At 61.3% G+C, this 11,907-nt stretch carries 12 protein-coding genes; 11 read left to right on the top strand and 1 reads right to left on the bottom strand.

What is annotated here, in order from left to right:
* Nucleotide 1: 1 nt before the first annotated feature.
* From H3H45_RS18145 to H3H45_RS18105, 9 genes are all read left to right on the top strand, one after another.
* Complete coding sequence (locus H3H45_RS18145) at nucleotides 2-1,093, top strand: hypothetical protein (protein WP_182835109.1); 1,092 nt, start codon at nucleotides 2-4, stop codon at nucleotides 1,091-1,093.
* A 106-nt stretch (nucleotides 1,094-1,199) separates the two neighbouring features.
* Nucleotides 1,200-3,257 (top strand): Flp pilus assembly protein CpaB, encoded by a 2,058-nt coding sequence (gene cpaB / locus H3H45_RS18140; RefSeq protein WP_182835108.1) that lies wholly within the window; start codon nucleotides 1,200-1,202, stop codon nucleotides 3,255-3,257.
* Nucleotides 3,258-3,344: 87 nt separating this feature from the next.
* Complete coding sequence (locus tag H3H45_RS18135; protein WP_182835107.1) at nucleotides 3,345-4,817, top strand: type II and III secretion system protein family protein; 1,473 nt, start codon at nucleotides 3,345-3,347, stop codon at nucleotides 4,815-4,817.
* Between the two features lie 10 nt (nucleotides 4,818-4,827).
* On the top strand, nucleotides 4,828-6,483 hold the full coding sequence (locus tag H3H45_RS18130) for an ATPase, T2SS/T4P/T4SS family (protein WP_182835106.1): 1,656 nt from the start codon (nucleotides 4,828-4,830) through the stop codon (nucleotides 6,481-6,483).
* A 1-nt stretch (nucleotide 6,484) separates the two neighbouring features.
* A complete protein-coding gene (locus tag H3H45_RS18125) occupies nucleotides 6,485-7,342 on the top strand; it encodes a type II secretion system F family protein (protein WP_182835105.1) in 858 nt (285 codons plus the stop codon).
* Nucleotides 7,342-8,217, top strand: a complete 876-nt coding sequence (locus tag H3H45_RS18120; protein WP_182835104.1) for a type II secretion system F family protein — start codon at nucleotides 7,342-7,344, stop codon at nucleotides 8,215-8,217. The genes H3H45_RS18125 and H3H45_RS18120 overlap by 1 nt, the downstream gene beginning before the upstream one ends.
* Nucleotides 8,218-8,219: 2 nt before the next feature.
* On the top strand, nucleotides 8,220-8,579 hold the full coding sequence (locus H3H45_RS18115; RefSeq protein WP_182835103.1) for a DUF192 domain-containing protein: 360 nt from the start codon (nucleotides 8,220-8,222) through the stop codon (nucleotides 8,577-8,579).
* Nucleotides 8,567-9,016 carry a tetratricopeptide repeat protein gene (locus tag H3H45_RS18110; protein ID WP_182835102.1) on the top strand — a complete coding sequence of 150 codons (450 nt, stop codon included), beginning with the start codon at nucleotides 8,567-8,569 and terminating at the stop codon, nucleotides 9,014-9,016. Before H3H45_RS18115 ends, H3H45_RS18110 begins: the two co-directional genes overlap by 13 nt.
* A 1-nt stretch (nucleotide 9,017) precedes the next feature.
* Complete coding sequence (locus H3H45_RS18105; RefSeq protein ID WP_182835101.1) at nucleotides 9,018-9,704, top strand: TadE family protein; 687 nt, start codon at nucleotides 9,018-9,020, stop codon at nucleotides 9,702-9,704.
* 57 nt (nucleotides 9,705-9,761) lie between these two features.
* Here the strand turns inward: H3H45_RS18105 and bfr are convergent, their stop codons facing one another.
* Entirely contained in the window at nucleotides 9,762-10,232 is a 471-nt protein-coding gene (bfr, locus tag H3H45_RS18100; RefSeq protein WP_182835100.1) for a bacterioferritin, read from the bottom strand.
* Nucleotides 10,233-10,528: 296 nt separating this feature from the next.
* Here bfr and H3H45_RS18095 point away from each other — a divergent pair, with 296 nt between their 5' ends.
* Both H3H45_RS18095 and H3H45_RS18090 read left to right on the top strand, forming a co-directional pair.
* Nucleotides 10,529-10,894, top strand: coding sequence for a DUF2784 domain-containing protein (locus tag H3H45_RS18095; RefSeq protein ID WP_182835099.1), 366 nt, complete (start codon nucleotides 10,529-10,531; stop codon nucleotides 10,892-10,894).
* A gap of 141 nt (nucleotides 10,895-11,035) precedes the next feature.
* Nucleotides 11,036-11,845 (top strand): SDR family oxidoreductase, encoded by an 810-nt coding sequence (locus H3H45_RS18090; RefSeq protein WP_182835098.1) that lies wholly within the window; start codon nucleotides 11,036-11,038, stop codon nucleotides 11,843-11,845.
* The last annotated feature ends 62 nt before the right edge of the window (nucleotides 11,846-11,907 follow it).

The raw sequence follows: 11,907 nt of genomic DNA, 5'->3' as shown, positions 1-11,907 counted from the left end.
GATGCGCCGCCAAAAGGGGCAGTCGATGGCCGAGTACCTGGTAGTGCTGGGCGTCAGCGGCAGCATCCTGGCGGCGCTGACTCTGGTGCCGTGCAGCGAGGCCAATAGCGCCAAGGGCTGCATCCCGACCATGCTCGACGCCCTGCATAACAACTATGCGGGCTACTCGGCGGCCATCGGCGATATTCAGGATTACGGCGATGTGGAGGTGGCTGCGCCGCCTGCCGAGGACGATGACGACGATGAAGAGGACAACGACGAGATCCCCGGTGGTGGCGACGATGACGGCGATACGCCGCAGCCGGAAACCCTGGGCAAGGTCAACCAGATCTATGACGCCAATGGCAATCTGCTGGGAGTCGTGCAGGGCACGCAGATCTATGACCTGGAAGGCAATCTGATTGGTGATTACGTCTTCAATCCGGAAACTGGCGAGCAGACCGCGGTCATTGATGGCGAGATTGTCACCGGTGTCAGCGTCGTCGGTGTGGTGGTGGGCAAGGACGGTGACCCTCTAGAGGTCAAGGCCTTCGTCGTCAACGGTAACCTGGTGGGCTTCGGTTATGTCGACGATGGCAAGTACTACGACGCCCTGCAGGGTGAAGAGACCGACAAAGTGCCGAACGGCGCCGAGGTACGTGATACCCGCGTGGTGAAAATTCGCGACAGCGCCGGCAAGATCAGCGATTTCGGCTATGAGGTGGACGGCTACATCTACTCGCTGGCCAAGGTGCAGGTGGCTAACGAAACCTACGGCTCTGCGAAGATACCGGACGCTGAACTGGTCGAGATGCGCTTGAGCCAGTTGACGACCATCGCCAGCTGGAGCGGCTATTCGAAGTGCGTGGCGCGCGGCCTGGACTGGGTCAACAGCGAGCTGAGCGGTTATCCCGGCAGTGGCGATTACACCTTTGCCAAGACTGAAAAAGATGCCGACGACAACGATGTCACCACCACCAATAACGCGGTAGTCGAGTCACCTACCAACAATGTGGGTTTCATCGACAGTGGCGACCTCGGCTCGGGAGGTTGCCAGGGCCGCTGGGTGCTGCAGGAGAACGCGGACAGCTGGACATTGAGCGGGCCGAACTAAGGTCTGTCGCCGTTCCACTGGCGGCGTGCTGACGAAGAATTAGAACAATCCGCCGCTTACGGCGGGCAATAACAAGAATTTTTGGCTTTGCGATAGGGGAGAGGGCATGCAGCCGGTTTCGGGGAGCAAGTTGTTGATCATTGCCGTGGTCTGCGGGGTTGTCTCAGGCGGCGCGGCCTGGCTGTACCTGAAGAGCAAGGAAGCGCAGTACCGCGAGGCCTATAAGCCACCGGTGGAGCGCAAGGTGGCGCTGGTGGTGCCACGCAACGACATCGGCAGGGCCGAGGTGGTGACCAAGGACAAGGTCGCGGTGCTGGAAGTGCCGGCGCAGTTCGTGCCGTCCGGTGCTGTGCTGGCGCAGGACTGGAAGAAGCTCGACGGGCGCATGGTCGAGGCGCCGTTGCAGAAAGGCAAGCCGATCACCTGGAGTGCCGTGGAGGGCAGCGCGGTGACGCGCTTTTCCGAGAACCTCGAGTTGGGCAAGCGCGGCAAGACGGTGAAGATCAGCAAGATCAACTCCTTCGATGGCCTGCTGCGTCCCGGAGACCATATCGACCTGCTGGGTAACTTCAGCGCCACCGATATTGGCCTGCAGAAACAACCGAATTATTCCGACGATGTGGTCATGACCGTGCTGGAAAACGTCGTGGTGCTGGCTGCCGGCCGCGAAGACGCCAGCGGGCGCAAATACGAGACCTTCTATGACCAGAACTCGGCCGACGGTTTCAACATGAACTTTTCCACCATCACCCTGGCGCTCAGCCCGCAGCAGGTGGCGCGTGTCGAACTGGCGGAGAAGACTGGCGAACTGCTGGCGGTTCTGCGCCATCCCAAGGACACCAGCCTGGGCAAGCTTGGCCAGGTCACCGTGGCCAACCTGCTCGATCCGCCCCCGACGGAAACCGTTGATGTGGTGCTCGGCGCCGATGGCCAACTGGTCGGGCGCATCGTCGGCGACAACGTGGTGGACGCCCAGGGTCGCATCGTCGGCAAGATGGTCGACGGCAAGCCGGTGAGCTTCGATGGCAAGGCGCTGGGTACGGTCAGGGAAAAAGTGGCCGCCAATGACCCGCTGCTGCGGGTGCGGGCGCGGGCCGATGTGGTGCGTGATGCCGATGGCAATGTGCTGGGTCGGGTGGTCGATGGCAAGGTACTGGACGCCGATGGCAAGATCATTGGCGTGGTCAAGGATGGCAAGGCCGTAGGCCTCAAGGGCGAAACCCTAGGTCGTGTCGAGCGCAATGTGGCACTGGATGCTCAGGGTCGCGTAGTCGATATGGGCGCTTCCATCGCCCAGGCGCTGCCGCAGGTGCGTGGCAGCGAGCAACAGGTGGTGCGCGATGTCAACGGCAAGGTGATCGGCACCATCAAGGACGGCAAGGTGCTCGACGCCCGTGGCCAGGTGATTGGCGTGGTCAAGGATGGCAAGCCGGTCGGCCTGGAAGGCAAAGTCCTGGGCCAGGTCAGCACCGCCGTGGTGGATGCCCAGGGCAAGGTGGTCGGGCAGATGGGCGAGGTGGTGCGTGGCGCCGATGGCAAGATTCTCGGTCGGGTGATTGACGGCAAGGTGGTCGACGCCAACGGCAAGGTCATCGGTCAGGTCAAGGACGGCAAGGCAGTCGGTGCCGATGGCAAAGCGATCGGCCAGGTCGACAAGGTCTTGCTCGACGAGCAGGGTCGGCCCAAAGACGACGCTGTGCGGGTGGTGCGCGACGCCTCGGGCAAGGTGCTCGGCACGGTGGTCGGCGATCGCGTGCTGGACGAGCAAGGCCGTGAAGTCGGCAAGCTGGTGGATGGCAAGGTGGTCGGCAAGGATGGCCAGGTGGTGGCGGAGGGTGTCGCCGTAGAAGTGCAGCAGGATGTTGCCCGCGTGGCGCGAGATGCCTCGGGCAAGGTCATCGGCATGCTCAAGGGCGATACCGTCTACGGTGCCGATGGCAAGGTGGTTGGCAAACTGGTGGATGGCAAGGTCGTGGATGGCAACGGCAATGTCGTAGCCGCCGGGGTGAGTGCCGCGCTCGAAGGCCAGGCTGCCGCCAACGCGGCGTTGGCCACTGACGCGGCGGCCAGTGAAACGCCGGCTGCCAGTCGCATGGTGCAGTTCATTCCGGGTGGCACCGGCAAGGACGGCATCATCCCGATCCAGACGATTCGCATGGAATAAGGCAGCTCGCTGCCACCTCAGCGGCGTGCGCGCCGCTGCATAAAAAGAAAATGCTAGGGCTTTGAGATAACCACAATGAAAGCACGCTTGCTGGTTCTGTTTTTGGGGATGGGAACGCTGTTTCCGGCGCTGGCCGAGGATCTTCCGGCACAGCTGACGCTTTACAGTGGTGATGTACGGGTACTCGAAACGCCTGGCATCGAACGTCTGGCGGTAGGGGACGTGGAGGTGATCAGCGCCACTTTGCTGAAGAATCAGGAAATGGTCATCACCGCCGAAAACGAAGGCGAAACCACCGTGCAGGTGTGGTTCACCGATGGCCATCGCGAGCAGATGGGCGTGGTGGTGGTGAAGGCCAATGGTTATCGGCAGATCGGCGAACTGCGTGCACTGCTGGCCGATATCCCCGGATTGAAGATCCGCACCGTTGGTCGTCAGGTGGTCATGGATGGGCAGCTGCACAGTCGCGACCTGCAGCGGGTCAAGGATGCCGTGAAGTTCTACGACAATGTGCTGGTGCTGGCCGAAGAGCAGACAGGGGCGGCAACCAAGTCCGACTCCGGGCTGATGCTCGAGGAAGTGCGGGCCATGCTTGGGCAGATTCCCGGTATCTCGATCAAACCGGTGGGCCGGCAGATCGTGGTCGACGGTGATCTCAACGAGATCGACATGGAACGCATCAAGCTGCTGCAGGAGCGCTATCCAGACTTGCTGGTGCTGGCGCAGCCAATGTCCGATTTCGTCGCCCCGATGATCTACTTCGACGTGCGCATTACCGAGTTCGCCAAGGACGACGTGGAAGAACTGGGCATCAACTGGAGTACCAGCATCAACGGGCCGACGCTCGCCCATTCGGCCGATGGCATCACCAATGACTACTTCCGCGGCCAGTTCCCCAGCGCGGCCGGGACGTTCGATGAGCTCAACGATGCGATCGGCAATACCGGCACCAATACCTACTTCGGTATCGCCACCGAGATCACTTCTCGCATCAACCTGCTGGAGAAGAACGGCTCGGCCCTGACCCTGGCTTCGCCGCGTCTGTCTGCGCGCAGCGGCGGCAATGCCGAGCTGACCGTGGGCGGCGAAGTGCCGGTGGTGACGAGCAGCATCAACGGCCCTTCGGTGGAGTACAAGGAGTTCGGCATCATCCTCAACATCGCCCCGCAGATCTACGGCAGTGACCGTATCGCGGCCAAGGTGATGGCCGAGATCAGCCAGCTGGACAAGGCCAACCAGGTGGGGGATTACCCGGCATTCAAGACCCGTCGCACCGATAACGAAGTGCAGCTGAAAGTCGGCGAAACCCTGGTGCTGTCCGGGCTGGTCAATCAGGACAGCCAGCAGTCCTATGAGGGCGTGGCCTGGTTGAAAGATGTCCCGGTGCTGGGGGCACTGTTCCGTAGCAAGAGCTTCAAGGGCGGCAAGACCGAGCTGGTGATCTTCATCACTCCAGAGCTGATGATTGCCGGCAGCGGCGCCAACCAGCGGGAAATCGAGCGTGCCAATCGCATGCGTGATGACTTTGGCAAGACCGTGAAGAACGGCCTGCTCGACTGAGGGTAACCAGATGTTCGAATTAGAGGTTACCTACCGCAACGGTCAGCCGGTCGACAAGGTCACCTGCACGGCCGCGCAGTGCGAGTTGGGCAAGGCGCGCACCTGCATCCTGCGTCTGCGCGGCTGGAAAGTGGCGCCGATCCATGCGCGGATTGAGCGCTCACTAGCCGGCCTGTTCGTCGAAGACCTCAGTCGTGGCTACGAGGTCGAAGTCAACGGCAAGCTGATCGGGCGCTACGGGCCGCTGAGCGACAGTGACCAGATTGGCATCGGTGGTTACCTGGTACGGGTGCGCTCGCTGCAGGTCGAAGCGGAGGCCATGCCGCCCAGCGATAGCGATCTGCCGCTCAACGAGGCGGAAGCGGCCGGCATCGTGACGCACGACCAGGCGGCCTACATGGAGTGGTCGAAGTACATCCACGCCGAGCTGTTCCGCGCCATGGACCTGCGCCGCATGAGCCTGGAGACCATGGCCCATGACGAGGTGCGTGCGCGCCTGGCGGAACTGGTCGACGAGGTCATGGAGCAGATTCGCGGGCGCCTGCCCAAGTGCATCGATTGCAGCGTGTTGCACAAGATCGTGCTGGACGAGGCGGTCGGCCTCGGTCCCCTGGAAGACCTGCTGGCCGACGAGAGCGTCAGCGAGATCATGGTCAACCGCCACGACGATATCTACGTCGAGCGGGCCGGGCGCCTGGAGCGTTCGGCGATCAGCTTCAGCTCCGATGCCACGGTGATGGCGACCATCGAACGGATCATCTCGCCGCTGGGACGGCGCATCGACGAAAGCTCGCCGATGGTCGATGCGCGTCTCAAGGATGGCTCGCGGGTCAACGCCATCATTCCGCCGCTGGCGCTGCGTGGTCCATGCCTGACCATCCGCAAGTTCTCCATCCACAAGCTGACCACCGATGACCTGTTGCGCTACGGCTCGATCAACGAGCCGATGGTGACTTTCCTGCGCACGGCGGTGGAGCAGCGGCTGAACATTGTGGTCTCCGGCGGTACCGGTTCGGGCAAGACTACACTGCTGAACATCCTCTCCAACTTCATTCCCGTGGAGGAGCGGGTGGTCACCGTGGAAGACGCCGCCGAACTGAAACTGGTGCAGCCTCACGTGGTTTCGCTGGAGTCGCGTCCGGCGAACATGGAGGGCAAGGGCCAGGTGACTATTCGCGACCTGGTGCGCAACTGCCTGCGCATGCGCCCGGACCGTATCGTGGTCGGTGAGTGTCGTGGCGGCGAGGCGCTGGACATGCTGCAGGCGATGAACACGGGCCATGATGGTTCGTTGACCACTGGCCACGCCAACTCGCCGCGCGACATGCTGCGTCGTCTGGAGGTCATGGTACTGATGGCCGGTATGGACCTGCCGGTGCAGGCCATCCGCGAGCAAATTTCCTCGGCGGTCAACCTGATCGTGCAGCAGACCCGTTTCGGCGATGGTTCGCGGCGCATCACCAGCATCACCGAGATCACTGGCATGGAGCAGGGCACTATCCTGCTCAACGAGATCTTCTGCTTCCGGCAGCAGGGCTTCGACCAGAATGGCCGGGTGCAGGGGCGTTACATGGCCACCGGCCAGGTGCCGGAGTTCTACGAAGAGTTGCGCAGCCGCGGCATTCCCGTGGACATGAGCATCTTCGCCACCGATACGGGGTTGTGACATGAGCACTTTGATGTTCATCGTCTGCGTGGCGGCCATTGCCGTCAGCGTGTGCTGCCTGGTGCTGATTTTCGGCCGGGTGATCCTCGCCAACCTGGGCTTCTACCGCCGCCAGTTCAGCGCCAGTGCCGAGGTGGAGCTGGCCGACATGTTCATCTTCGCCAGCGGCCAGCAACTGTTCATCTTCAACCTGATGCTGCTGGTGATCGTGCCGCTGTTTCTCCATGTGCTGTTCCAGATCACCGTGCTCACCGTGGCCGGTGCCGTGCTCATGCTTTTCGTGCCGCGGATGTTCTTCGGCATGCTGCGACGCAAGCGCCTGATGAAGTTCGAGGAGCAGTTGCCGGATGCTTTCATGCTGCTGTCCAGCAGCCTGCAGTCGGGGGCCAGTCTGAACATGGCCCTGGAGAACGTGGTGCAGCAGTCACCTGCACCTTTGTCCCAGGAATTTGGCCTGCTGGTGAAGAAACTGCGCCTGGGCGTGACCCTGGAAGATGCCCTGGTGAAGATGGAGGAGCGCATTCCGTTGCCCTCTTTCATCATGGCCAGCTCGGCGGTGCGCATCAGTCGTGAGGTGGGCGGCAATCTGGTGGAAACCATCAACGGCATGGCCAATACCCTGCGGCGCAAGAAGGTCATGGAAGGCAAAATTGACAGCCTGACCTCCCAGGGCCGCGCCCAGGGTATTTTCATGGCCATGCTGCCGATCTTTCTCGCCGGCATCCTCAGTGCCATCGAACCCGAAGCCATGAGCCAGCTGTACACCACGCGCGTGGGTCTGATGGTGCTGACGGTGATGGTGGTGATGGAAGTGCTCGGTTTCGTCTTCATCAAGAAAATCACCCGGATCGACGCCTGATGAGCGAACTTCTAGCCCTGTTCAGCGGTGCGGGTACCGGCGTGGCGGTAACCTGCCTGATCCTGGTGTTCATGGCCCTGTTCCGCTACCTGCCGGAAGAGAACCGCACTTACATGGATCCGGTGCCACCGCTGATGAAGCCGGTCTGGCCCCTGGTGCGCCTGGTCTCCTATTTCGTCGGCGCCAGTCTGCCGCCCAAGGTGCTGGACTGGCTGGATCGGCGTCTGCAGCGCACCGGTGCGCTGTATGTGCTGACCCCGGAAGACTACTTCGCCCTGTGCGTGGTGCTGGCCCTGCTCCTGCCGCTGATTGCCCTGCTGCCGATGCTCAGTGGCAAGAGCGGTGTGCTGGGTTCAGTGCTGCTACTGATGTTCGTGCTCGGCGCTGTGTTGCCTGAGCTGTGGATCAACGATACGCGCCAGCGCCGCGACCGTGACATCGTGCGCAACCTCCCGGTGTTCCTCGAATACCTGACCATGTGCGTGGATGCCGGTCTGAACTTCCTCGGCGCCCTGCAACAGGCGGTGGACAAGGGGCCCAATGGGGCGATGAAGAACGAATTTCGCATCGTCCTGCGCGATATCCGCTCCGGGTTGCCGCGTGCCGAAGCGCTGGCACGCATGGAAAAGCGCATCAACCTGAAGGACATCTCTACCTTCGTGCGCGCGGTGATCCAGGCCGAAAAAATGGGTTCGAGCCTCAAGACGACCTTGCAGATCCAGGCCCAGCAGCGCCTCGAAGAGCGCTTCCAGCGCGCCGAGAAAACCGCCATGCAGGCACCGGTCAAGCTGATCGTCCCATTGATCCTGTTTATCTTCCCGCTGACGTTCGTGATCCTGCTGTTTCCGATCGCGGTCAAGTTCATGGCGCAGTGACGATGAAACCTGGCTACCGGGCTGTGCAGGTACAGCGGGCTGGAGAGCGGATCAGCGAGTTACATCTGTTGATCGCTTTCGATTGGTGGCGGCGGGCGCGTGGCCTGCTGGGTCGACCACAGCCTCTGCCGCAGCAGGGCATCTGGCTGAAACCCTGCAATGCGGTGCACTGCTGGTTCATGGGGTATGCCATCGACGTGCTGTTTCTCGATGGCGAGGGGCGTGTCGTGAAAATTTGCCGCCGGCTCAAGCCCTGGCGCATGGCGGCCTGCGCTGGCGCACACAGCGTGATTGAGCTGGCCTGGGGCGAAGCGGAACGTCTGAATATTAGCGAAGGAGATGTTTTTTCATGCGCAGCCTGATGATTTGTTGCCTGTTGGCAGCGCTGGCCGGTTGTGCCGGTTTTCCTGGGGAGCGTGGCGATCTGCTCGATCGGCAACGCCAGGCCAGCGAGGCCTACGCGGCAGGCGACTATGCTCGCGCGAGCCTGGAATACCGCTACCTGAGCGAACAGCTGCCCAAAGACGCCGACTTGCGCTATCGCCTGGGCAACAGCCTGGCTCAAGAGGGGGAGGTCGATGGCGCCATGCAGGCCTATCGCGAGGCACTTTTGCGTGACTCCAAGCATGCCAAGGCCTGGCACAACCTGATCTACCTGCAACTGCAAGGGGTGGGGCAGAGCGTGGCGGAAATGTACCTGCACATCGACCGCAACGACCCGCGCGTGGCACCGGTCGCGAGCAAGGCGGAAGCGGTGATGCGGGTGTTCGAGGTGCCGCTAGAGCCGGCGGAGCGCTGAGATGCGTGGGCGCAAACAGTCGGGGCAGGCGATGGTCGAGTACCTGATCGTGCTGCCAGCGTTGATCATGCTGATCTTCGGTACTATCCAGGCGGCCTTCATCTATTCGGCGAAGAACAGCCTCAATTACGCCACCTTCCAGGCTGCCCGGTTGGGCGCGGTGAACAACGCCAGCTACGACGGTATTCGCCGAGGATTGATTCGTGGCCTGACGCCGATGTTCATCCACCACAACACCGATGCCGACAAGGAGCAGGCCAATATCGAGGCCGGCGCCGAGGTGGACAACTATGTACGCATTACCCGTATCAGCCCGACCCTCAGCGATTTCAGTGCGTTCGCGGAGTTCGACAGTGACGAGTCGGACTACCTGATCCCCAACGACAACCTGATGTACCGTCCGGCAACCGGCATCCAGGATGCCAACCTGCTGAAGATCCGCGTGCAGTACTGTCTGTACCTGGTGGTACCGATCGTCGACCGCCTGCTCAGTGCGGCATCCAGTTTCAACAATGCCAATATCGAAGGCAGTTTCAGTGGCGCTTCGCAGAATGCGGTGCCCGGTTATACCGATATCTGCCAAGCAGGCCGGCGCGGCATCGTTATCACCTCCGAGGCCACGGTGCGCATGCAGTCTCCGGCGCTGCGTGATTCGGAAGCCTGCGGTACTGATATGCAGTGCTTGTGAAAGTTCGACGCCATAAAAAAGCCCCGCACTTAGCGGGGCTTTTTTATGCGCGTTGGCTTATTCGTCCATCTGCGACTGCAAGTAGTTCTCCAGGCCGACCTTGTCGATCAGGCCGAGCTGGGTTTCCAGCCAGTCGATGTGCTCTTCCTCGGATTCTAGGATGTCTTCCAGCAGATCGCGGGTGCCGTAGTCACCGACGCTTTCGCAATAGGCGATGGCCGCTTTCAGGTCGGGAATGGCCTGCTGTTCCAGCTTGAGGTCGCTGCCGAGCATTTCCTTGGTGTTCTCGCCGATCATCAGCTTGCCGAGATCCTGCAGGTTGGGCAGGCCTTCGAGAAAGAGGATGCGTTTGATCAGCTTGTCCGCATGCTTCATCTCGTCGATGGACTCGTGATACTCGTGCTCACCGAGCTTTTTCAGACCCCAGTCTTCGTACATACGCGCATGCAGAAAGTACTGGTTGATGGCCACCAGCTCGTTGCCGAGGATCTTGTTCAGATGTTGGATGACTTTCTTGTCGCCTTTCATGACGCGCCTCGCGTGGCTGGTGTAAGTAACACGGAAGTTTGCGCCCGCTATTGCCGATCGTCAAACATAAGCAATTGAAAAATATATGAAAATTAATATAAATAAGAATGCTTAAGTTCTGCGTCTTGGCGCTAAATCATTGAAATAAGGCAATAAAAGACTGCGGACTATTATTTTCATACAGGAGTGCCGTGGTTCCGTAATGCGCAGTGTTCCGTGGTTTGGCGAGGGTGGGTAATGAACGAGTCTGACACCAGGGCAACCCACCGACGTAGGCCGGGGCAGGAGGCATCGCGATGATCCTGCGCATCGCTGCCGATGGCGTGGTGCTCCTGCACCTGGGCTTTATCCTGTTCGTGCTGTTTGGCGCGCTGCTGGTGTGGCGTTGGCCGCGCTTGGCCTGGGTTCATCTGCCGGCGGTGGCCTGGGGCGCGGCGGTGGAGCTGCTGCACCTCTACTGCCCGCTGACACCCCTGGAAAACCTGTTGCGCCAGGCTGCTGGACAGCAGGGCTACAGCGGTGGGTTCGTCGAGCAGTACCTGATTCCACTGATCTATCCGGCCGGGCTAACGGCGCAGACTCAGCTCTGGCTGGGCGCGCTTGTGCTGTTGGTGAACCTGCCGATCTACCTGGGTCTGCTGCTGCGCCAGAGGCGTGTTTGAGGTGTGTAGCCTGAGGCATGAGCGGGCAAGGTTCTTAGGGTGCCTTTCTTGGTCGTCATTCAGCAGTCTGATGCTGCAAGGTGCTCGCGCCGAGCTTGGTTACACTCCTTGCATTCTCACCCGACAGCAAGGCTGTAAATAATGCAAAAGCGCATGATGATTACCGGAGCGGGCTCCGGTCTGGGACGCGAAATAGCCCTGCGTTGGGCGCGCGAGGGCTGGCAGCTGGCCCTGGCCGACGTCAACGAAACCGGTCTGGCAGAGAGCCTCCAGCTGGTGCGCGAAGCCGGTGGTGATGGCTTCACCATGCGTTGTGACGTGCGTGATTACAGCCAGCTGACCGCCGTGGCCCAGGCCTGCGAGGAGCGCTTTGGCGGCCTCGATGTGCTGGTCAACAACGCCGGGGTTTCGGCAGGTGGTTTCTTCGGCGATCTGAGCCTGGAGGACTGGGACTGGCAGCTGGCAATCAACCTGATGGGCGTGGTCAAGGGCTGCAAGGCGTTCCTGCCGCTGCTGCTGCAAAGCAAGGGGCGGATCATCAACATCGCCTCCATGGCCGCGCTGATGCAGGGGCCGGCGATGAGCAACTACAACGTGGCCAAGGCCGGCGTGGTGGCTTTGTCCGAGAGCCTGCTGCCCGAACTCAAGCCGGAAGGCGTCAGCGTGCACGTGGTCTGCCCGTCGTTTTTCCAGACCAACCTGCTCGACTCTTTCCGTGGCCCGACCCCGGCGATGAAGCAGCAGGTCGGCAAGTTGCTGGAAGGCAGCCCGATCAGCGCTGCGGATATCGCCGACTACATCTATCAGGAAGTCGCCAAGGGCGCGTTCATGATCCTGCCGCACGAGCAGGGGCGCATGGCCTGGCAGGTCAAGCAGCAGAACCCGCAGGCGATCTACGACGAGATGACCGTGATGTGCGAGAAGATGCGCAGCAAGCTGGGCGCCAGCTGATTCGCGCGGGTATGAAAAAGGGGCAGCCTAGGCTGCCCCTTTTTATTGGCGGTTCGTCGCCC

Source organism: Aquipseudomonas guryensis (assembly GCF_014164785.1).
GTDB classification, from domain to species: Bacteria; Pseudomonadota; Gammaproteobacteria; order Pseudomonadales; family Pseudomonadaceae; genus Aquipseudomonas; species Aquipseudomonas guryensis.
This window is presented reverse-complemented; position numbering and strand designations above follow the sequence as displayed.

What these genes read in the sequence shown, in the direction of transcription:
- H3H45_RS18145 (WP_182835109.1), top strand. Translation starts at nt 2, where the DNA reads ATGCGCCGCCAAAAGGGGCAGTCGATGGCCGAGTACCTGGTAGTGCTG.
- cpaB (WP_182835108.1), top strand. Translation starts at nt 1,200, where the DNA reads ATGCAGCCGGTTTCGGGGAGCAAGTTGTTGATCATTGCCGTGGTCTGC.
- H3H45_RS18130 (WP_182835106.1), top strand. Translation starts at nt 4,828, where the DNA reads ATGTTCGAATTAGAGGTTACCTACCGCAACGGTCAGCCGGTCGACAAG.
- H3H45_RS18125 (WP_182835105.1), top strand. Translation starts at nt 6,485, where the DNA reads ATGAGCACTTTGATGTTCATCGTCTGCGTGGCGGCCATTGCCGTCAGC.
- H3H45_RS18120 (WP_182835104.1), top strand. Translation starts at nt 7,342, where the DNA reads ATGAGCGAACTTCTAGCCCTGTTCAGCGGTGCGGGTACCGGCGTGGCG.
- H3H45_RS18115 (WP_182835103.1), top strand. Translation starts at nt 8,220, where the DNA reads ATGAAACCTGGCTACCGGGCTGTGCAGGTACAGCGGGCTGGAGAGCGG.
- H3H45_RS18110 (WP_182835102.1), top strand. Translation starts at nt 8,567, where the DNA reads ATGCGCAGCCTGATGATTTGTTGCCTGTTGGCAGCGCTGGCCGGTTGT.
- H3H45_RS18105 (WP_182835101.1), top strand. Translation starts at nt 9,018, where the DNA reads ATGCGTGGGCGCAAACAGTCGGGGCAGGCGATGGTCGAGTACCTGATC.
- bfr (WP_182835100.1), bottom strand. Translation starts at nt 10,232, where the DNA reads ATGAAAGGCGACAAGAAAGTCATCCAACATCTGAACAAGATCCTCGGC.
- H3H45_RS18095 (WP_182835099.1), top strand. Translation starts at nt 10,529, where the DNA reads ATGATCCTGCGCATCGCTGCCGATGGCGTGGTGCTCCTGCACCTGGGC.
- H3H45_RS18090 (WP_182835098.1), top strand. Translation starts at nt 11,036, where the DNA reads ATGCAAAAGCGCATGATGATTACCGGAGCGGGCTCCGGTCTGGGACGC.